Here is a 20,128-nt window from a genome sequence, read left to right on the forward strand (position 1 = left end):
TGGATCAATACAGCTCGCAGTGAGTGCGGCCTTCACTACGCAATGTGTCCCAGTGCCCTTCGCCAACGATGGCATCGATGGCCTCGCGCACCGCGCCTTCCAGATGGCGCTTGTTGCCGCACAGGTAAAGATGCCCGCCGCGGGCCAGCACGTCGCGCACTTCATCGCCGCGCTGCTGCAGCACATGCTGCACATAGACCTTTTCGGCGCCATCGCGCGAGAACGCGGTATGCAGGCCGGCCAGCACGCCACGCGTGTGCCAGTCCTGCAGCTGCTCGCGATACAGGTAATCGTGCTGGCTGTGCTTCTCGCCGAACACCAGGTGCACTTCGCGTTGGCAGGCGTTGGCCTGAAGCTCCTGCATCAGGCCCATCAACGGCGCGATACCGGTGCCGGTACCGACCAGCAGCAGCGGCGCCTCGCCGGTATCGGGCAGGTGGAAGCCGGGATTGGAGCGGCAGTACACACGGGCATGCTCGCCGCCGTGCAGCAGGCTGCCGGTGGCAGTGCCGAAGCGCTCGCGGCCGCGCAGGGTGTAGCGCACTTCGCGCACGCACAGGCTCAGCTGGTCGTCGCAGGGGTGGGAGGCGATCGAATAGGCGCGCGGCAGTCGCGGTGACAGCAGTTCGCGTAGTCGGGCCAGCGGCACGCTGTCCGGCGTGGCGTGGTCCTGCAGCACGTCCAGCAGGTCCAGCCCGTGCAGGTAGGCGTCCAGCTCGCGCTTCTGGCTGACCTTCAACAGGCCCTTCAGCACCTCGCTGCCACCGAGCCTGGCCAGTTCGCGCAGCACGCCCTTGCTCAGCAGGCGCAGCTCGCGGTCATGCAGGGTGGCGACGGCACTGGCGTCGCCGTACCAGGTAGCCAGCGCCTGCAGCAACACGGGGTCGTTCTCCGGGACCACGTGCAGGGTGTCACCGGCGCGATACACCATGCCACTGCCGGCGATATCCAGCTGCAGGTGCCAGGCGGCCGGGTTGCTGCTGTTCAAGCGGCGGCGTTCGAGAAGGCGCGCGGCAAAGGCATTGTCTTCGCCATAGGCGGTGACCTGCAGGCGCAGGTCCTGGCCAGCGCTCACGTCGCCGTCCAGCACCTGGCCCAGCACCGGCTGCCATTGCTGGAAGAACTGCTCGTAGCCCAGGTCGGCGTCCACCCGGTGCATCAGCGGCTGCGCCTGGCGCTCGCTCAGCGCGGCATCCAGCGCCTTGGTGAAGCCGCAGAAACTGGGGTAGCCGGTGTCACCAAGGCCGAATACTGCATAGCGCAGGCCGCTCAGCGTCGGGGTCTGGCGCAGTGTTTCGAAGAACTGCTCGCCGTTGGCTGGCGGTTCGCCGTCACCGAAGGAACTGGAAATCGCCAGCAGTACATCGCCTTGGCCGAGACTGGCCACGTCGATATCGTTGAACGGAAGCACCTGCGGCCTGTGCGGCTGCAGGTCCGCGCCCAGGCGCTGGGCCAGGGCGCGGGCATTGCCCGACTCGGACGCGAAACCCACCAGCAGGCGGCTGAAGGGCGTACTGGTCGGGAGGGCGTTCACGCGGCCTCGTAGAAGTCGTCGAACTTTTCCTTGCTGAACTCGACCAGGTCGTAGTTCTGCATCAGGTCGTTCACCACGCGGCGGATGCTGATGTACGAGGTGATGTTGCCGTCGGCGTCGAACAGCGGTTGCACGGTGGTGTCGACCACGTAGAGCACGCCACCCTTGCCAAGGTTGGGAACGATGCCGGTCCAGGTCTTGCCGGCCTTGATGGTGTCCCACATGTCCTTGTAGACCGCCTTGGGCACATCCGGATGGCGCACGATGCTGTGCGGCTGGCCGATCAGCTCCTCGCGGGCGAAGCCGGTGAGCGTGCAGAACAGGTCATTGGCGTAGGTGATGTTGCCCTGCAGGTCGGTGGTGGAGATCACCATGACGTTCTGCATGGCATTCAGCAGCTGGGCGTTGTCGGGGGTGTAGCTCATCGCAGGGTCCTTGTGGATGCCGGTAACGCCGGCGTGTTCGGGTCCTGCATAGAAATACGCCCGCACGGCGGCGGGCGGTTTGACATTGATCAAGTGGGTGGCGGGATCGGCTGCGACTGGGTGTCGCAGGGCGCGTTCACTGCTGCAGGGGAAAGCCGATCGTCTCGTGGCAATGCCGCATCAGGTGGCGGCCTCCCTCATTGATGTGCAAGGTGTCCGCGTCACCGAAGAACCGCAGCAGCGCTCCCCCGGTCGTACTGCCTGCATGCGCGGAGCGCCTGGCTGCCGATGGCAGAAACGGATCAGCTCGCGGATCGTGTCCGCCAGGCAGATCCGTACGTGCAACGGCGCCTTCGATCATCAGCTGGGCACATGCGCCTGCCAGATAGGCGTCTGGTTCGCGCTGCGCGCCGCGCCGAGGCTGTCCTGCCAATGCGGTGGCGATATGCTGGAACTCATGGGCGGTGGTGGCGATCACGCGCCTGCGCAGCGAGTCGGTGTCGGGACCGGAGGGAAACCAGAAGCTGACCATCTGACCCTGCGGCTCTGGTCCTGGCAGCTGTCGCCAGATGCCGCCTCCGTCACTTACGATCGTCAACTGATAGCGCATAGGCGTCCGTTCCTGCCCATTGGCCTGGAGCGGCAGTCCAGCGGATCGTGCGGCGGCCTCGCAGAGCCGTGACGCCTGCATGGCCGAAAGCGCTCGATCTGCCCAGAGAACTCGAGTTGCGACGGATGACCACCTGCACTCGATGGACCGATTGGGAACTCCGAGCTTTCCGGGCCGGGAAGCATCGACACTGTGCTGATCTTCAGATGTGAGGAAGGGCCTCGCAGCAGGGTGGCATACCCTCCATCGGTACTGACCAGGTTTCGGGGAGGCAGCTGGATGGATTGGCACGCACTTGTGGCCAGAAGGATTGCCGCCAGCCCAGCATAGAGCCCGAGGGGGAGGCCCGGTTGGGCACGCCTGGACTGACGGCGCAGCTTCAGAGGGGCAGCCCGCGAGTAGATGTGAGGGTGATACCGATTGCTGCCACGACAACTCGCAGATTGCTCATTGGTACTCTCCACGTTGGACGTCGATTGATCGATCAGCTCAACCCGCTGATTCGGCAGTCGATCCGTACCGGCTCAGGCTCGATCAGGCAATCGGAATTTTTTCAAAAACCTCCAGTAGGTGGCTCCGGGCCACGTTTGAGGCGGCACGCAAATGTGCAGGTCGAGCTGATAGCGACCGTCGCGCCGCCAATCACACCGCGTGGGGACCTCGCGCGTGCGTCAGCCCATCAGATAGCGCAACACACCGGCCGATACCACGCCGATCAGCACGGTCGGCAGCATCGACAACCGCGTGGCGGCCAGCAGGGTGATCGCCAGCGCGGCGAGGTCGGCGGGCTTGTCGGCGACGAAGTCGGGCGCGATCACCGAGATCAGCACGCAGCCGGGTGCGGCTTCCATCACCGTCACTGCGCGCTTGCTCAGTGTGCGGTTGCGCAGTGCGAGGAAGCCGATGATGCGGGTCAGGTAGGTGGCAGCGGCCATCAGCACGATGGTCAGCACCGAGGTCCAGTGGATCAGTCCGTTGAAGATCATGCCGCGTCCTCCGCCAGCAGCCAGGCTGCGGCCAGGCCGGCCAGCGCGCCGCTGGCCACGTACCAGGCGCCGGGAACCAGCAGGTAGGTGGCCGCGGCCACCACCAGGCTGACCAGCCACGGACGCGCTGCTTTCATGCCCTGCCACATGCCGCGCAGCAGCACCAGGAACACGGCCGGGAAGGCCATGTCGAAGCCGTAGGCGTGGATGTCGCCCAGCATCGGCCCAACGATCGCGCCCAGCGCGGTGCAGGCGACCCAGACCGTGTACAGGCCTGCCGATACGCCCAGGTAATAGGCCAGGCTGAAGCCGAGCGCACGGCGGCGCGCGTCGGCCACGCCCATCGCCCAGCTCTCGTCGCACATGAAGAACAGCGCCGGCAGCACGCGGCGGCGCGGCAGGTGCTGCAGCAGCGGGGCCAGGCTGGCGCCCATCAGCAGGTGGCGGCTGTTGACCAGCGCGGTGATCGCCACGATCAGCGCGATATGCGGCGGCGAGGTCCACAGTTCGACGGCGGCGAACTCCGAGCCGCCGGCGAAGTTGAGGCCGGTCATCAGCGGCACTTCCAGGGCGCTGAGGCCTTTCTGGGCGGCCTGGGCGCCGAGCACCAGGGCGAAGGGAATGAAGCCGATCATCACCGGTACGGCGGCGCGCAGGCCGCGCAGGAATTCGGCGCGCGGGGCGGTATCGCAGGTATCGGGCAAGGGGAGGGTGGTACGGGCGTCCATGGAACGGCACAACGAGGTGGGGGTGGCCCATGCTAGCGGTCCGATCGCGAAATCGGGTTGCGTTGATGCCATTCAATTCGGGAATATTGAGATTCCATGCGGCCAAGGTCGCCAAAGGTGAAATTCCGTGCAGTATCAGCTCGACAACCTCGATCGCCGCATCCTCGATGCCCTGCAGCGTGACGGACGGCTGCAGAACCTGGAGCTGGCCCGGCTGGTGGGCCTTTCGCCCTCGGCCTGCCTGCGGCGGGTGCGGCTGCTGGAGGAGGGCGGCTACATCGACCGCTACGTTGCCCTGCTGAATGAGGCGAAGGTGGGTCGTGGCTTCACGGTGTTCGTGCGGGTCTGGCTGCGCGGGCAGGACGAGGACACCACCAACCACTTCATCAACAGCATCAAGTCTTTCCCGGAAGTGCTTGAATGCCATCTGATGGCGGGTGACTGCGACTTCCTGCTGCGGGTGGCGGTGGCCGATCTTGATGCCTACCGGCAGTTCCAGATGCAGCACCTGAACCGGATTGCCGGGGTGCAGAACACCAAGACCGAGATCCCGATGCAGCGGATCAAGCAGACCACCCAGCTGCCGCTTTGAGGGATGGGGTTTGCGGCCGGGTTGCACCGGGCACCCGCGGTAGTGCCGGCCGCTGGCCGGCAACCTCAGGAGCAACAGCAACCGCAACGGCGATGTTCCCAGGGCGGCGTGGCGGTGTGGCCAGGCAGGACACGCCGTAGACCCATCCATGGGGGCTCGATGGCGCCATCCATGGCGCCAACGGTCCTGCCTGCCCACACCGCCCCGCGCCTGACAGTTCCCCGCGACCTGTTGGGGTCGGATCCCGTTGCTGTGCAACGGGCTCTGACCCCGGGAGCAGATGGACATGTCTGTTCGATTCATTGATGCCTGATGGGTGACTGGGTTCACGAGGCCTGGCTCCACGCCGGCTGCGGGCGGCGGTCATCGCAATGACATGTGCCCCCGGTACGGTTTGAGCCCGCTTGCTGGTCGTGCGCGGGCCGGGGTTCCGGTCGTGGCGCGCGTCCACTGCAGCTGCTGTCGCTGCCGAGGGTCATGTGTTCTACGTCAGGGGGCTGAATGGACACCATGCGGTCAGAACTTGGAAAGTGGCCATCGCCGCATGGCTGCTGCTGTCCTTTGCCGCTGCCGCGCAGGACGGTGTTCATGCCTACGACATCCCTGCGCAGCCGCTGGAACAGGCGGTCGAGCGCTTCAGTGTCATCAGCGGGTGGTCGGTGATGTACCCGGGCGATCTTGCCGCCGGCCGTAGCAGCCATGCGCTGCGCGCCAGCCTTGCGCCGCTGCCTGCCTTGCAGATGCTGCTGCAGGATTCCGGTATCGAGGCCGAGGTGATCGGCGAGCAGCGCGTGGTGCTGCGCCGGGGCACGCCCGCGGCAGCCGAACCCGGTATTGGCGCCGAGCTCCCGGATGCCGAGGGTCGGCGACGCTATGGCGGCCTGCAGCAGCGGCTGCGTGCGGCGTTCTGTGACGACCCCGAGATCGCGCCCGGCCGCTATGCCGCAACGCTGCGCTTCCGCGTCGACGGCGAAGGCCGGGTGCAGCAGCCCGAGCTGCTGTCGGGTAGCGGAAGTGCCCGCCGCGATGCGCGCCTGCTTCACGCGCTGCACGGCCTGGTACTGGCGCCCGATGCCGCCGCGCTGCCGCAGCCGGTGACGCTGCAGATCCGACCTTCCGGCACCGACCACGACTGTGGCCGGCGCGCGCCCCTTCCATGACTTCAAGGATTCGAACATGAGCAACGGTACGGCTGGGGCAGTTGACCTGATGGACCACCTTCTGGGGGCCTACGACGAGCTGAAGCGCCGCCTGGTACGCAAGCTGGGCTCGGAAGAACTGGCCGGGGATGCACTGCAGGACACCTGGATGCGCCTGAGTGCGCGCCGTGACCGCCTGGATGCGGTGCAGAACCCCGCGGCCTACCTGCTGCGCATGGCGATGAACACGGTGATCGACCGCCAGCGTGCCGACCACCGCCTGCTGAGCCTGGAAGAGGTGGATACGCTGATGGAGATGGCCGACCCGGCACCGGGCCCGGCGCAGGCGGCCGAACTGGATTTCGCGCTGGAAGACATGGTCGGCCTGCTGCAGCGCATGCCCGAGCGCCGACGCCGCATCCTGCTGGCGATCCGCGTCGATGGCCTGCAGCAGCGCGACGTCGCCGACCAGCTGGGCGTGTCGCTGCGGCTTGTGCAGCGCGAGCTGAAAGCGGCCCAGGACTACCTGGCCGAGCGCAGTGGACAGGGGCGTCAGGTGCGGTTCTGAGCGACGGCATCCGTCTACACTTTGACGCCGAGCAGAACCCCGCAGCGTGCGGGTCCGGCATGAGCCCCCATGGATCCTGACGATCGCCCGCAACGCCCGCTGGATGCCGTCGAGCGTCAGGCCCACGCGTGGGTGGTGCGGCTGACCTCGGGCGAGGCCACCGCCGCCGATGGGCGCAGGTTCCGCGAGTGGTGCGAGGCTGATCCGCGTCATCGCGAAGCATTCGGCCGTGCGCGCCGGCAATGGGAGCAGGTACGCCTGGCAGGCGAACAGCTGCCCGCCGCTGCGCGCCAGCCGGTCGCGCCGACGCCGTCCCAGCGCTGGAGCCGGCGCGCCTTCCTGGGCGCCGCGATTGCCGCACCGGCCAGCCTGGTGGTGGTGGCGGCGATCCGCCCGCCGCTGGGGCTGTGGCCCTCGGTGACGGCGATGGCGGCCGATTTCCACACCGGCACCGGTGAGCGACTGCAGATCGCGCCCTTGCCGCTGCTGAAGATCGAACTGGATACGCAGAGCAGCCTGCGCCGTCGTTCGGACACGCAGGGCGAAGGCTTCGAGCTGGTGCAGGGCCAGGCCGCGATCGAAACCCAGGCAGGCCTGCGCCTCGCCCTGTTCGCGGGGCCGGGCTGCGTGATTGCCGATGAAGGTGCGGTGCGCCTGGACGTCCGCAACACCCACGGCCAGGTACGGGTGACCTGCCTGCAGGGCAGCGCCCGCATCGAGCACCCGCAGGGCCGCCTGCAGCTGCAGGCGGGCCAGCAGACCCAATACGACGAGCGCCTCAGTGGCGTGGTGGCCGAAGCCCTGGCCTCGGAAGTGAGCGCCTGGACCGAGGGCATGCTGGTGTTCCGCCGCGCTCCATTGCGCGAGGTGGTGGATGAAATCAACCGCTACCGCCGCGGCAAGGTGCTGCTGGGCGAATCGGCATTGGCGCGGGCCCCGGTCAGCGGCCGCTTCCGCATCGATGATCCGGACGCGGCGCTGGAGCAGCTGCGACTGACGATGTCGCTGGATCTGCGTCGCTTTCCGGGTGGCATTGCCGTCCTTGGTTAGATGAAGACGCTGGCCGTGCGCGCCGTGCAGGGCTGTTGCAAGCAAGGAGACGCCAAGGATGCGCAACGAGACCATCGGTGTGCTGGATCTGCGCCGCAACCTGTCGGCGTTGCTGGAAACCACGCAGCGACGGCCCTTGATGGTGCATCGCTACGGCTCGCCATGGGTGTGCGTGGTGTCCGATGCGCAGTGGCAGCGACAGGCGGTGCTGCTGGATTTCGATCCGCAGTCGCACCCGCTGGCGATGCTGCTGCGCCTGCAGCAGCAGGCGCTGCCCCTCGCTGAGGCCGGCACGTTGCCGCCTGCGGCGATGGCGCGCGTGCTGCTGCTGATGGGCATGCACGGTATCGACGATCTCGTGCAACTGCACGAGCAGGTACAGCATCATCGTCTTTGGCACTGGTTCGTGGCTGGCACCCATGGCGTGATGGATGGCTGGCAGCTGCCGGCGCTGCGTGTTGCGATGGCCTCATGGCTGGATGACGTGGACATGTCCAATGCGCTGGCAACGTTCGCCGCACGCAGCGATGTAGCGATACTGGCGCGCCGTTGCGGGGGCGAAGCACCGCGACTGGAGCGCGAAGCCTGCAGGCAGATGACGCTGCGATGACGTTGTCGATGAAGCGCCACGCAGCGCACAGAGCTGCATGTGCGCTGTCGTTTCACCTGCCTTGCTGACGTCTTCTCCAGAGTACGGCGCACCATGCGTCGCGGAGCACGGGCGGCGCCGATGGCAGACAGTCGCAGGATCAGCATGCTGGAGCTGGATCGTCACCTGAGCCAGTCATTGGAGCAGGCACGGCATACGCCATTGAACGTGCAGCGCTATGGGCATTCGTGGGTCTGGGTGCTGTCCAGTGACGCCTGGGCGGATGCGGCGCGCTGGGCGGCACTGGATGGTAGTGCGCACCCACTGGTGGCGCTGCGGAAAGCCCTCGACCTGCAGCTGCGGCCCTGGCCCGAAGCGGCCATGAACGCGCTGCCGCTTGATGCAGGCGATGCGCGGCCGCTGCAACGCGCGGCCCTGCTGGTGGTCATGCGTGATCTCAACAGTGCCCAGCGCGTGTACGACGACCTGCGCTATCACCAGGCCTATCGGATGTTCATCGGCCTCGATCATGGAACAGCGTGGTCGCCGATGCAGTGCGTTCGGCTGCTGCAGGCCTGCTCGCACCCGTTGCTGCGCGGCTGCATCGACGATGCGCTGGCCAGCGTGCCGCAGCATCTGTTCGAGTCAGCATGTGCACCGGCTGCACGTGTTGCGCCTGCACAGCCACACGCGCAGCGGATTTCCGGCGGATGTTTATCGTACTGACACATGCACCGCTGACCATGGCGCAGCGGTCTCTTCCAGGATGACGAGGGCGGAACAATGGCAAGGCAGGTTCGTGGTCGCAGGGCTCGGCAGCAGGGTTTCAGCCTGATCGAAATCATGGTGGTGGTGGTGATCATCGGCATCCTTGCCGCATTGATCGTGCCGCGGTTGATGGACCGTCCCGACCAGGCGCGCGTGGTTGCGGCGCGCCAGGACATCGCGGCGCTGATGCAGGCGCTGAAGTTGTTCAAGCTGGACAACGGTCGCTATCCCAGTGCCGAGCAGGGCCTGCAGGCGCTGGTGAAGCCGCCGCAGGGCAGCGGTGCGATGCCGGTGACGCCGTATCTGGATCGCCTGCCGAATGACCCATGGGGCCATCCGTACCAATATCAGATTCCAGGAAACCATGGCGACATCGATGTGTTCTCGCTGGGTGCGGACAGCAAGCCCGGTGGCGACGCCGGGAACGCGGATATCGGCTCCTGGCAGCTGTGAGGCGTGCTGATGACAGCCCGGACGCGTTCGGTCCCGTGCACCCGTCAACTTGGCATGGCGGTGATTGTCGCCCTGCTGGTGGTGGCGTTGGTGGCGGTGATTGCCACTGCACTGCTGACCCGGCAGTCGGCCCAGTTGCGTGCGCTGCGTGGCGACCAGCTGCGCGCACAGGTACGCATGGCCGTGGATGCAACGCTGGAGCGTGCGGCGCAGCAGTTGCGTGAGGATGTAAAGGAGCAGCTGACCACGGTGCGCAGCGGGCGCTGGGCGCGTCCGCTGACACTGCAGACGCCGTTGCCGGTGGAGCTGCAGCTGGTCGATGCGCAGTCGATGTTCAACCTGCGGAACCTTCTGGCGCAGGGCAGGCCGGACCCCGAGGCGCGGCGCGCGTTCATCGCATTGTGTGCCGGGCAGGGGCTGGGCCAGGGCGCATGCGCATCCGCCGCGGACCACATCCAGGCGCGCCTGCGCGATGGCGACATGCAGGCGCAGGCGCCGCTGCCGCGCGAATCACTGATCGTGCAGGCGCTGCCTGGTGCCGATCCGGTGGCGGTGCAGGCGCTGGCGCGGCGCACCGTGGTGTTGCCGGCGCAGACCCTGGTCAACGCCAACACCTGCGACCTGCGCGTTCTGCAGGCGGTAACGCCTGCGGTCGAGCCGGCACGTCTGCAGTCGCTGCTCGGTGAGCGCGACGCTGGCCATTGGCTGCTCAACCGCGGCGACATCGCCAACCGACTCCAACTGAGCAACGAACAGATGGCGGTGCTTCCCTTGGGTATCCATAGCGAGTGGTTCCTGGCAGTCGGCCAGGTGCAGGCTGACGGCAGCGCGGTTGATTTTCGCGCGTTGCTCTGGCGCGAGTACCGCGATGATGGCGTGCGGGTGCAACGCGTGTGGACGAGGATCGGTGCATGAACGTGCAGCTTCGGGTGCGCCTGCCGGCGTTGGAGCGTCTGCGCGCCGACAGCGCGGTGGACTGGGCGCAGCTGCGCAAGGGCGAGGTGCTGGCTCACGGTTGCGACACGCTGGCGGCGCTGGGCCTGCGGCATCCGCAGGCTGCGGTGCATGCCTGCCTTGATCCGAACGACCTGATCCTGCTGGAACTGCAGCTGCCCCCGCTGTCCGGGCGCCGCCTGCAGTCGGCGCTGCAGGGCGAGGTGGAGGCGATGCTGCTGGATGACCTGCAGGAGGTGGCGCTGGCCCACGGTGCGCAGGCGGCGGACGGCACGGTTCCTGTGGCCTGGTTGGGCCAGCAGGCGCTTCTGCAGGCACAGCAGTTGCTGGCTTCGTGTGCACTGCGGCTGCAGGCACTGTATCCAACGCCGCTGCTGCTGCCCTGGCAGGATGGCCATGCCACGCTGCAGGTCAGCGGCGAGCATCTGCTGGTACGCAGCGGGCGCGATCGGGGTTTCGTTCAATGGTATGGCGGACGTGATGCCTGTGCGGTGCTGCAGGCGCTGGCCCTGCGCCTGCAACAGGCCGGTGTGCAGGCCGTGCAGTGGATCGACGATGTGCCGCCGACATGGCCGGACAGCCTGCCGGCCACCGCCGTCACCCACGAACGGCAGGCCTCTGGCCCCTTGCCAGGCTGGTCATTGCCGCTGCCCGGCGCGGGCCAGAAAGTGCCGCGGCTTGCGATCGGGCTGGCATTGACGGCGATGCTGCTGGCCGCGCTCGGTCTGCAGCTGCAGGTCTCGCGGTGGCGAAGTGCGGGCGAGGCCCTGCAACAGGACATGGCGCGCCAGTTCAGCGCACGCTTCCCGGAGATCACCGACGTGGTGGACCCGGTGTTGCAGGCAAGGCGAGCACTCGCCGTGCCACTGCCGGCGCCGCCGTTGCCGCCGCTGCTACGTCAGGTAGCCGGCACGCTGCAGGCGGTTCCAGAGCTGGCGGGGCAGGTGCGCAGTCTGCATTACCAACCCGGGCAACTGGAGATGGAGCTGGATGCCGACGCCCGGGCATTGGCCGATGATCCCCAGCGATTTGAGCACTGGCAGCAGGCAGTGCAGGCGCAGGGCCTGCAGCTGGCGCGCGAAGCGGGTGGTCGCCTGCGGGTGAGTGGAGCTGGACAGTGACGACCCGTACCGTGCTACTGGGCGGGGAACTGGCGGACCTGCAGCAGCGCTGGCAGCGCCTGCCGCCGCGCGACCGGCTGATGCTGTGGGTGATGGTGGTGGCGCTGCTGGCGGCGGGTCTGTGGATGTTGTGGCTGGAGCCGCTGCTCAAGCTGCGCACGCACTGGCAGGCAGAGCTGCCGCGGCTGCAGGCGCAGGCGCGTGTACTGGCACCACTGCTGCGGGCGCGCGAGCGCCAGCAGCAGGCGCAGGGGCAGCGCCCGACGCTGGCCGCGCTGCGTAATGGAATCAAGTCCGCCGGCCTCGCCGATGGACTGCATATCGAAGCACGCGACGGGCGTTGGCACCTGCAGGTGCAGGCTGTACCTGCTGACGCGCTGTGGAACTGGCTGCTGCCCGTGCTGGCCGATCCGGCCATCGAACTGCAGCAGCTGCAACTGACACGCACAGGGGATGCGAACATGCCGGCGGCACGGATATCCGGAAACATCGTGGTGGCACTCACTGCGGGTGGCCATTCATGAGGGCGATGCGCAGCCTTGCCTGCAGCACTGCGTTGGCCCTGATCGTGGGCATGGCCCACGTGCCGGCGCCAGTGCTGGCGCAGGACACCCGTGATGAGCCGGTGCAGTTGAACCTGGTGGATACCGATATCGGCGGCGTACTGCGCATGGCGGCGCGCTTCACCGGGCGCCAGTTCCTGGTCGATCCGCGGGTGACCGGCAAGATGACGGTGGTTTCCGATGGCCCGGTCAGCCATACCCAGGCCTATCAGTTGCTGCTGGGCGCGCTGCGCATGCGTGGCTTCGCGGTGGTCGAGAACGGCGGCGTCAGCCGGGTGGTGCCGCAGGCCGAGGCCAAGCTGTTGGGAGGGCGCGTCGGCACCGGTGGTGCAGGGGGTGAGGTCGCCACGCGTACCTTCGCGCTGCGCTACGAGAACGCGGCTGCGCTGGTGGCGGTGCTGCGGCCGATGATCAGCCCGGACAATCCGATCACCGCCAACCCGGGCAACAACACCCTGGTGATCACCGACTATGCCGACAACCTGGAGCGCATCGCGCGCGTGATCGCCAGCGTCGATACACCGGCCGGCATGGACACCGATGTGGTGAAGCTGCAGCAGGGCATTGCCGTTGACGTAGCGGCGATGGTCGCGCCGTTGCTGGATGCGCAGGGCGCCGAGCCCAGCCAGAAGGTGGTGGTGATGGCCGACCCCCGCAGCAACAGCGTGCTGCTGCGCTCCAGCAGCCCGGGCCGAACGCGCCTGGCGCGGCAGTTGGTGGAGAAGCTGGACCGTGCCCAGGACGAGTCCGGCAACCTGCATGTGGTCTACCTGCGCAATGCCCAGGCCAACCAGCTCGCCGGTGTGCTGCGCGGCGTGGTGGCCGGGCAGAGCGATGCACCGGCAATGGGCAGCAACGAAGGCATCACGCCACTGCCCGGCGATGCAAACCGTTCCACACCCGCGCAGCCGTCGCAGCCACAGCAGGCCAAGACCGGTGGCAATGCGCTGGAATCGCAGCGGCTGGACCCGAACCGCCGCGACCCGATCGACGCCGGAAGCACGGGCTTCAGCCAGAACGGCATTTCGGTGCAGGCCGACGTGGCCACCAACACGCTGCTGATCTCGGCGCCGGAGCCGGTCTACCGCAACCTTCGGCGGGTGATCGACCAGCTCGACCAGCGCCGTGCACAGGTGCTGGTGGAAAGCCTCATCGTGGAGGTCAACCAGACCGACGCGGCCGAACTGGGCGTGCAGTGGATGCTGGGCAATGGCCGCACCTTCGGCGGCACCCATTTCGGTGGTGTCACCGGCGGCAGCGGCCTGAACACCGCCGCGCGCACCACCCTGGACGTGCTGCCCAAGGACGGTCTGAAGATCGGGGTGATCGACGGCACCATCAATCTGCCCGGTGTCGGCCAGATCCTCAACATGAAGGCGCTGGCCAACGCACTGCAGAGCAAGGGTGGTGCCAACATCCTGTCCACGCCGAACCTGATGACGCTGGACAACGAGGCGGCCAGCATCATGGTCGGCCAGACCGTGCCGTTCGTCAGCGGTCGCTACGTGACTGACGGTGGCGGCGGCAGCAACAACCCGTTCCAGACCATCGTGCGCGAGGATGTGGGCCTGAAGCTGCGGGTCCGCCCGCAGATTTCCGAGGGCGGCACGGTGAAGCTGGACATCTACCAGGAAGTCAGCAGCATCGACGCGCAGAGCGCGAACAGCACGGCCGGCATCATCACCAACAAGCGAGCGCTGGATACCAGCGTGCTGCTGGACGATGGCCAGATCATGGTGCTGGGTGGCCTGCTGGAGGACAACGTCAGCCACGGTCGTGACGCGGTGCCGGGGCTGGGAAAGATCCCGGTGCTGGGGGCGCTGTTCCGCAGTGATACGCGCAAGCGCTCCAAGACCAACCTGATGGTGTTCCTGCGGCCGCACGTGGTGCGCGACCCCGCCGCTGGCCAGCGCCTGACCCGCGACCGCTACGACTACATGCGCAACGCGCAGGCCGGCGCGCAACCGGTGCAGAGCTGGGCCTTGCCGGCGCTGTCGGCACCGCAACTGCCGCCGCAGGACCTGTCTGTACTCGGCCAGGGCAATGCGCGCGATGGCCAGGGCCAGCCGCTGCAGAACAGCAGCCTGGCGGCGCTGTACCCGTCCGGTGACGGCGATGCGCAGCTGGTGCAGTTCGCGCAGGGGTTGGACCCCGCGCGTGCCAGCCAGGGCGTGGCGCAGGTGCGGGCACTGGGCCTGCAGGCCTATGCCGAAGCGACGCCGGGTGAGAGCGGGCAACGCCTGCGGGTGCGATTGCCGCGCGACCCGGCGACGCTGGATCCGGCGCTGCAGCAGCTGCGCGGGCTGGGCTACACGCCGGAACTGGTGATCGGGCCGTGAGCACCGCCGCGCCACTGCCGTACGCCTGGGTGCGCAGCCACGGCGTGATGCTGTCCGAAGTTGGCGGCGAGTCGGTGCTGCTGGGTACCGCCGAAACCGCGGCGTGGGCCGTGGCCGAACTGCGCCGACGGCATGGTCCGCTGCCGTTCCAGGCACTGGATGCCGCGACCTGGCAGCAGCGGCTGGGTGAGCAGTACCGTGACGGCGGCGATGCCGCTGCCGTGGTCGGTGCCGCTGAAAGCGAAGTCGATCTGGACCGGCTGATGCAGGACATGCCGGAAGTCACCGACCTGCTGGACGCGCAGGACGATGCGCCGGTGATCCGCATGATCAACGCGCTGCTGGCACAGGCCGCACGCGATGGCGCCAGCGACCTGCACATCGAGCCATTCGAGACCCACTCGGTGGTGCGTTACCGCGTGGACGGCACCCTGCGCGACATGGTGCAGCCGCGGCGCGCACTGCACGCGGCGCTGGTGTCGCGCATCAAGATCATGGCCCACCTCGATATTGCCGAGAAGCGCCTGCCGCAGGACGGGCGCATCGCGATCCGGGTGGGGGGGCGGCCGCTGGATATCCGCGTCTCCACGGTACCGACCGGGCATGGCGAGCGTGCTGTGCTGCGCCTGCTGGAGAAGGATGCCGGCCGTCTGCAGCTGCAGCGCCTGGGCATGGCCGATGACACCCTGGCTACGTTCACCGGATTGATCCGGCAGCCGCACGGCATCGTGCTGGTCACCGGCCCGACCGGCAGCGGCAAGACCACCTCGTTGTATGCGGCGCTGGGCCAGCTCGACAGCAGCACCAGCAACATCCTCACCGTGGAGGACCCGGTGGAGTATGACTTCGCCGGCATCGGCCAGATCCAGGTCAACGCGCGTATCGGCATGAGCTTCGGCACGGCGCTGCGCGCGATTCTGCGCCAGGACCCGGACACCATCATGATCGGTGAGATCCGCGACCTGGAAACCGCACAGATTGCGGTGCAGTCGTCGCTGACCGGCCATGGCGTGCTGGCGTCCCTACACACCAACGACGCGATCTCGGCGGTGACCCGCCTGGCCGACATGGGCGTGGAACCGTTCCTGCTGGCCTCGTCGCTGCGCGGCGTGCTGGCGCAGCGGCTGGTGCGGCGGCTGTGCACGCAGTGCCGGCGCGCCGAGGTGGACGGCGAGGGCCGTACCGTGTGGCGCGCGGTGGGCTGCGCGGCCTGTGCCAACAGCGGCTACCGGGGGCGTACCGGCATCCACGAGCTGTTCGTGGTCGACGATCGCGTGCGTGCGCTGATCCATGAAGGGCAGGGTGAACCTGCGCTGCGCGAGGCTGCGCGGCGTGCCGGCATGCGGACCTTGCGCCAGGACGGCCAGCGTTGGGTCGACAGCGGGGTGACCACGCTGGAAGAGATCCTGCGCGTCACCGGCGACGACTGAGGCCTGCATGGCACTGTTCGACTACCAGGCTGCCAACGCGCAGGGCCGCATCGAGAAGGGTCAGCTGGACGCCGACAGCCCGCGCGGCGCACGCCAGCTGCTGCGCGGTCGCGGGCTGACACCCGTGCAGGTCAGCGCGGCGCGCGGTGCGGGCAGTGGCTGGGGCGCCCGCCGGCTGTCTGCCAGCGAGCTGGCCTGGGCCACGCGCCAGCTGGCCAGCCTGCTGGCCGCGAGCCTGCCGTTGGAAGCCGCATTGACTGCGGTGATCGAACAGGCCGAGCGCCCGCATGTGGCCCAGGCACTCACCGCCGTACGCGCCGACGTGCGTGCCGGCCAGCGCCTGACCGTTGCGCTGGCCGCGCGGCCGCGCGATTTCCCGCCGATCTATCGGGCGCTGGTGGGCGCAGGTGAAGACTCCGGTGACCTGGCGCGGGTGATGGAGCGCCTTGCCGACTACATCGAAGAACGCAACGCGCTGCAGGCCAAAGTACTGACCGCCTTCATCTACCCAGCGGCAATCAGCCTGGTGTCGGTGGCGATCGTGATCTTCCTGCTCAGCTACGTAGTGCCGCAGGTGGTGACCGCGTTCGTGCAGGCACGGCAGACGCTGCCGATGCTGACCCAGGTGATGCTGGCGGCCAGTGCATTCGTTCGCATCTGGGGAGTGTGGGCGGGGCTCGGCATCGCTGCGTTGGTGGTGGCATGGCGGTTGGCTCTGCGCAGGCCCGAGCTGCGCCTGCGCTGGGACGCGATGTTGCTGCGGGTGCCGATGGTCGGTCGTTTCGTACTGGGTGTGAACAGTGCGCGCTTTGCCTCGACCCTAGCGATCCTGCTGGATGCCGGCGTGCCGCTGCTGCGTGCACTGGAAGCGGCGCGGCAGACGCTTGGCAATGCGCTGCTGGCGCGTTGCGCTGATGACGTGTCCGCGCGCGTACGCGAAGGTGCCGCGCTTGGCTCTGCGCTGAAGGTGCAGAAGGTGTATCCGCCGATTCTCGTGCATCTGGTAGCCAGTGGCGAGAAGACCGGCGCATTGGCGCCACTGCTGGATCGCGCGGCACAGACGATCTCGCGCGAGATCGAGCGCCGCGCGATGGCACTGACCGCGTTGCTGGAGCCGACCATGATCCTGGTGATGGGCGGCGTGGTGCTGACCATCGTGCTGGCCGTGCTGATGCCGATCATGGAAATGAATCAGCTGGTGCAGTAGATCCACGCCATGCGTGGATGGATCAACCGACGCGCGACATGGGCGGCACATCCACGCATGGCGTGGATCTACTGGTGCCTGGATTTCTCCACACAATCCTCCACACCTTTTTTCGATCTTCCACAGGTTTCTTAAGCGGCCTGTCATCGGCACGGACCAGCATAGTCACGTCGTCGCAGAGCGGGCTGGGAGGCCCCTGGCGACAGCATGCGTGCAATGACCGTTCCTCCCTTGGCGTTTCCCTTCGCAGTAAACCCTTCAGGAGAAGATCATGACCAAGTACAAGACCCTGGCCGCGCTGGTTGCCACCGCGCTGCTCGCTACCGTGGGCGCCGCGTCGGCGCAGACCGTTACCGGCGGCGGTGCATCGCTGCCGGCCGACCTCTACAAGGGCCAGGCTGACAGCATCCTGCCGGCCAACTTCAGCTACGCCGTGACCGGTTCGGGCACCGGCAAGAAGGCGTTCCTGGAGAACAATTCGGCGCTGTTCTCGACCACCGGCACCGTCCATTTCGCTGGCAGCGACTCGGTGCTGAGCGCGACCGAACTGAGCACCTACACCACCAACTACAACCAGTCGACCAATGCCAACCGCTACGGCGCGCTGATCCAGGTGCCGTCGGTGGCCACCTCGGTGACCATCCCGTTCAACAAGCCGGGTTCGGCCGTCAACCTGAGCGTGGCGCAGATCTGCGGCGTGTTCTCGGGCGCGATCAGCGACTGGTCGACCATCGACGCCAACCGCAGCGGTCCGATCCGTGTGGTCTACCGCACCGAGAGCAGCGGAACCAGCGAAATGTTCACCCGCTTCCTGGCTGCCGCCTGCGCCGCCGAGCCGGCTGCGACCTCGAACCTGGTCGGCGGCACGTTCGCCGTGAAGTCGACCTTCGCCGACCTGTACAAGCGCGATGCCAACAACAATCTGCCGGCCTTCCTGGTTGCCGCGCCGGCCACGGGCGGCACCTCGCTGTACAACGCTGTCTATGCGGCGGATGGCCGCATCGGCTACGTCGGCCCGGACGTGATCCCGAGCCTGACCGATGCGACCAAGGTTGCCAAGGTCAAGGGCTTCTCGCCTGACCAGGTGAGCGTGCAGGCCACCCTGGATACTGTCGCTCCGCCGACCGGCACCGCTGCCGAGAACCCCGCCAACTGGGTGCCGGTGTTCGGCAACCCGTCGGCCGGCTATCCGATTGCCGGCTACACCAACCTGGTGATCGGCCAGTGCTACAAGGATTCGGCGGTTGCCACCAGCCTGCGCGGCTTCCTGGCCCGTCACTATCCGGCGACCTACCCGGCGGCCTACGAGGCGTCGATCACCGGCCATGGTTTCATCCCGCTGACCAAGGCCTGGCGCGATGCGATCCGCAACCGCTTCGTGCTGGCCAGCAGCGCGGCCGGCCTGAACAATCCGAGCACCTGCTCGGGCATCGGCCGACCGCTGTAATCCGCAGCACCGCGTGAACCCAGCTTGACCCGGCGCCGGCCCCTATGGCCGGCGTCGCCATTTCCGCCGTGCGGCGTGCAACGTCATGGTCCGCTGCACGCTGTCGGCTTCATGTCACGCGAACCGTCTATCAGTGGCAGGGCATGCGTTGCGCGTGTCTCCGATCACCGCCGCCGGTGCGGTCCAGTGCGCGGTCACTCGCATCAGGCGAATGCACGACGTCGGACGCCTCCAGCTGCGGTTGGTGGTCCGGCAACACGGGGCTGCGCTGCAGAGCTCGCGTAGGCACGAATGAGGATGGACGTGTCCTCATGCAGCGGGCTGGGAGATGACAGTAGGCGTGCAGTAACGGTACCTCCCTTGGCGTTTCCCTTCGCAGTAAACCCTTCAGGAGAAGATCATGTACAAGTACAAGACTCTCGCCGCGCTGGTTGCCACCATGCTGCTCGCTACCGTGGGCGCCGCCTCGGCGCAGACCGTTACCGGCGGCGGTGCCTCGCTGCCCGCCGACCTCTACAAGGGTTCGGCCGACAGCATCCTGCCGGCGAACTTCAGCTACGCCGTGACCGGATCGGGTACCGGCAAGAAGGCGTTTCTGGAAAACAATTCGGCGCTGTTCTCGACCACCGGCACCGTCCATTTCGCTGGCAGCGATTCGGTGCTGAGCAGCGCCGAGCTGAGTACCTACACCACCAACTTCAACCGGCCGACCAACGCCAACCGCTACGGCGCGCTGATCCAGGTGCCGTCGGTGGCCACCTCGGTCACCATCCCGTTCAACAAGGCCGGTTCGGCGGTGGACCTGAGCGTGGCGCAGATCTGCGGCGTGTTCTCGGGTGCGATCAGCGACTGGTCGACCATCGACACCGACCGCAGCGGCCCGATCCAGGTCGTGTACCGGCCGGAAAGCAGCGGAACCAGCGAGATTCTCACCCGATTCCTTGCCACTAACTGCGCCCGTGAGCGGGCTGAGACCTCGAACCTGGTGGGCGGCACGTTCGCCATCAAGTCGACCTTCGCCGACCTTTACAAGCGCGATGCCAACGGCAGCCTGCCGGGGTTCCTGGTGGCCGCCCCGGCCACCGGGGACACCTCGCTGTACAACGCTGTCTACGCGTTTGAAGGCCGTATCGGCTACGCCGGGCCGGACGTGATCCCGAGCCTGACCGATGCGACCAAGGTCGCAAAGGTCAGAGGCTTCTCGCCGGATCGGGCGCAATGGGAATTCATCCTGACTGTTTTCGATCCTCCGTCCGGCATCGCTGCTCAGGACCCTGCCAACTGGGCTCCCTACATGGGCAATCCTTCAGTCATCTACCCCATCATCGGCTACACGTACCTCTTGATTGGTCAGTGCTACAAGGATCAGACGGTTGCCAATAAGCTGAGGGGTTTCCTGGCTCGCCACTATTCGGCGGCCTACCCGGCAGCCTACGAGGCATCGATCACCGGCCATGGCTTCGCCCCGTTGCCCAAGATGTGGCGCGATGCGATCCGCAACCGTTTCGTGCTGGCCAGCAGCACAGCCGGCCTGAACAATCCGAGCACCTGCTCGGGCATCGGCCGTCCGCTGTAATCCGCAACACCGGTTGAACTCTGTTTGACCCGACGCCGGCCCCCTGGGC

Annotated in this window: 20 protein-coding genes; 15 read left to right on the plus strand and 5 right to left on the minus strand. The window is 67.3% G+C overall.

The genetic code is table 11. The features are described 5' to 3' along the window. Window positions 1-4 precede the first annotated feature (4 nt). The 5 genes from N7573_RS13725 to N7573_RS13745 form a co-directional block, all read right to left on the minus strand. Complete coding sequence (locus tag N7573_RS13725) at window positions 5-1,534, minus strand: sulfite reductase flavoprotein subunit alpha (RefSeq protein WP_279913896.1); 1,530 nt, start codon at window positions 1,532-1,534, stop codon at window positions 5-7. Further along, window positions 1,531-1,959, minus strand: a complete 429-nt coding sequence (locus N7573_RS13730) for a PAS sensor domain-containing protein (RefSeq protein WP_005409905.1) — start codon at window positions 1,957-1,959, stop codon at window positions 1,531-1,533. Before N7573_RS13730 ends, N7573_RS13725 begins: the two co-directional genes overlap by 4 nt. A 136-nt stretch (window positions 1,960-2,095) precedes the next feature. Next, window positions 2,096-2,569 (minus strand): hypothetical protein, encoded by a 474-nt coding sequence (locus N7573_RS13735; protein WP_257472282.1) that lies wholly within the window; start codon window positions 2,567-2,569, stop codon window positions 2,096-2,098. Between the two features lie 671 nt (window positions 2,570-3,240). After that, entirely contained in the window at window positions 3,241-3,555 is a 315-nt protein-coding gene (locus tag N7573_RS13740; protein WP_032128129.1) for an AzlD family protein, read from the minus strand. Next, the gene (locus tag N7573_RS13745) at window positions 3,552-4,283 is read right to left on the minus strand and encodes an AzlC family ABC transporter permease (RefSeq protein ID WP_014037422.1); all 732 of its coding nucleotides are present in this window, start codon (window positions 4,281-4,283) and stop codon (window positions 3,552-3,554) included. Before N7573_RS13745 ends, N7573_RS13740 begins: the two co-directional genes overlap by 4 nt. Window positions 4,284-4,410: 127 nt before the next feature. On the opposite strand from N7573_RS13745, the gene N7573_RS13750 reads away from it, so the two are divergent. The 15 genes from N7573_RS13750 to N7573_RS13820 all read left to right on the plus strand — a co-directional run bounded on the left by N7573_RS13750 (window position 4,411) and on the right by N7573_RS13820 (window position 20,079). Then, entirely contained in the window at window positions 4,411-4,875 is a 465-nt protein-coding gene (locus N7573_RS13750; RefSeq protein WP_005413654.1) for an Lrp/AsnC family transcriptional regulator, read from the plus strand. Between the two features lie 479 nt (window positions 4,876-5,354). After that, a complete protein-coding gene (locus N7573_RS13755; RefSeq protein WP_343238951.1) occupies window positions 5,355-6,035 on the plus strand; it encodes an STN domain-containing protein in 681 nt (226 codons plus the stop codon). Window positions 6,036-6,051: 16 nt separating this feature from the next. Continuing rightward, a complete protein-coding gene (locus tag N7573_RS13760; RefSeq protein WP_032128154.1) occupies window positions 6,052-6,582 on the plus strand; it encodes a sigma-70 family RNA polymerase sigma factor in 531 nt (176 codons plus the stop codon). Window positions 6,583-6,651: 69 nt separating this feature from the next. After that, on the plus strand, window positions 6,652-7,632 hold the full coding sequence (locus N7573_RS13765) for a DUF4880 domain-containing protein (protein WP_279913378.1): 981 nt from the start codon (window positions 6,652-6,654) through the stop codon (window positions 7,630-7,632). Between the two features lie 58 nt (window positions 7,633-7,690). Beyond that, window positions 7,691-8,242, plus strand: a complete 552-nt coding sequence (locus tag N7573_RS13770; RefSeq protein ID WP_279913377.1) for a hypothetical protein — start codon at window positions 7,691-7,693, stop codon at window positions 8,240-8,242. A gap of 120 nt (window positions 8,243-8,362) precedes the next feature. After that, on the plus strand, window positions 8,363-8,947 hold the full coding sequence (locus N7573_RS13775) for a hypothetical protein (RefSeq protein ID WP_106468222.1): 585 nt from the start codon (window positions 8,363-8,365) through the stop codon (window positions 8,945-8,947). 57 nt (window positions 8,948-9,004) lie between these two features. Continuing rightward, window positions 9,005-9,442 carry a type II secretion system major pseudopilin GspG gene (gspG, locus tag N7573_RS13780; RefSeq protein ID WP_106468221.1) on the plus strand — a complete coding sequence of 146 codons (438 nt, stop codon included), beginning with the start codon at window positions 9,005-9,007 and terminating at the stop codon, window positions 9,440-9,442. A gap of 9 nt (window positions 9,443-9,451) precedes the next feature. After that, complete coding sequence (gspK, locus tag N7573_RS13785) at window positions 9,452-10,357, plus strand: type II secretion system minor pseudopilin GspK (RefSeq protein ID WP_279913376.1); 906 nt, start codon at window positions 9,452-9,454, stop codon at window positions 10,355-10,357. Continuing rightward, a complete protein-coding gene (gene gspL, locus N7573_RS13790; RefSeq protein WP_279913375.1) occupies window positions 10,354-11,517 on the plus strand; it encodes a type II secretion system protein GspL in 1,164 nt (387 codons plus the stop codon). The genes gspK and gspL overlap by 4 nt, the downstream gene beginning before the upstream one ends. Beyond that, the gene (gene gspM / locus N7573_RS13795) at window positions 11,514-12,041 is read left to right on the plus strand and encodes a type II secretion system protein GspM (protein WP_279913374.1); all 528 of its coding nucleotides are present in this window, start codon (window positions 11,514-11,516) and stop codon (window positions 12,039-12,041) included. The genes gspL and gspM overlap by 4 nt, the downstream gene beginning before the upstream one ends. After that, a complete protein-coding gene (gene gspD / locus N7573_RS13800; RefSeq protein WP_279913373.1) occupies window positions 12,038-14,419 on the plus strand; it encodes a type II secretion system secretin GspD in 2,382 nt (793 codons plus the stop codon). The genes gspM and gspD overlap by 4 nt, the downstream gene beginning before the upstream one ends. Beyond that, on the plus strand, window positions 14,416-15,849 hold the full coding sequence (gene gspE, locus N7573_RS13805) for a type II secretion system ATPase GspE (protein ID WP_049422991.1): 1,434 nt from the start codon (window positions 14,416-14,418) through the stop codon (window positions 15,847-15,849). Before gspD ends, gspE begins: the two co-directional genes overlap by 4 nt. A 7-nt stretch (window positions 15,850-15,856) precedes the next feature. Continuing rightward, window positions 15,857-17,056: a type II secretion system inner membrane protein GspF gene (gene gspF, locus N7573_RS13810; RefSeq protein WP_049463073.1), complete on the plus strand. Its 1,200-nt coding sequence runs from the start codon at window positions 15,857-15,859 to the stop codon at window positions 17,054-17,056. Window positions 17,057-17,327: 271 nt separating this feature from the next. Further along, window positions 17,328-18,503, plus strand: coding sequence for a substrate-binding domain-containing protein (locus tag N7573_RS13815; RefSeq protein WP_049463074.1), 1,176 nt, complete (start codon window positions 17,328-17,330; stop codon window positions 18,501-18,503). A gap of 400 nt (window positions 18,504-18,903) precedes the next feature. Beyond that, on the plus strand, window positions 18,904-20,079 hold the full coding sequence (locus tag N7573_RS13820) for a substrate-binding domain-containing protein (protein ID WP_049463623.1): 1,176 nt from the start codon (window positions 18,904-18,906) through the stop codon (window positions 20,077-20,079). The last annotated feature ends 49 nt before the right edge of the window (window positions 20,080-20,128 follow it).

The sequence above is a fragment of the Stenotrophomonas sp. GD04054 genome (genome assembly GCF_029836955.1).
Taxonomy (GTDB): Bacteria; Pseudomonadota; Gammaproteobacteria; order Xanthomonadales; family Xanthomonadaceae; genus Stenotrophomonas; species Stenotrophomonas maltophilia_A.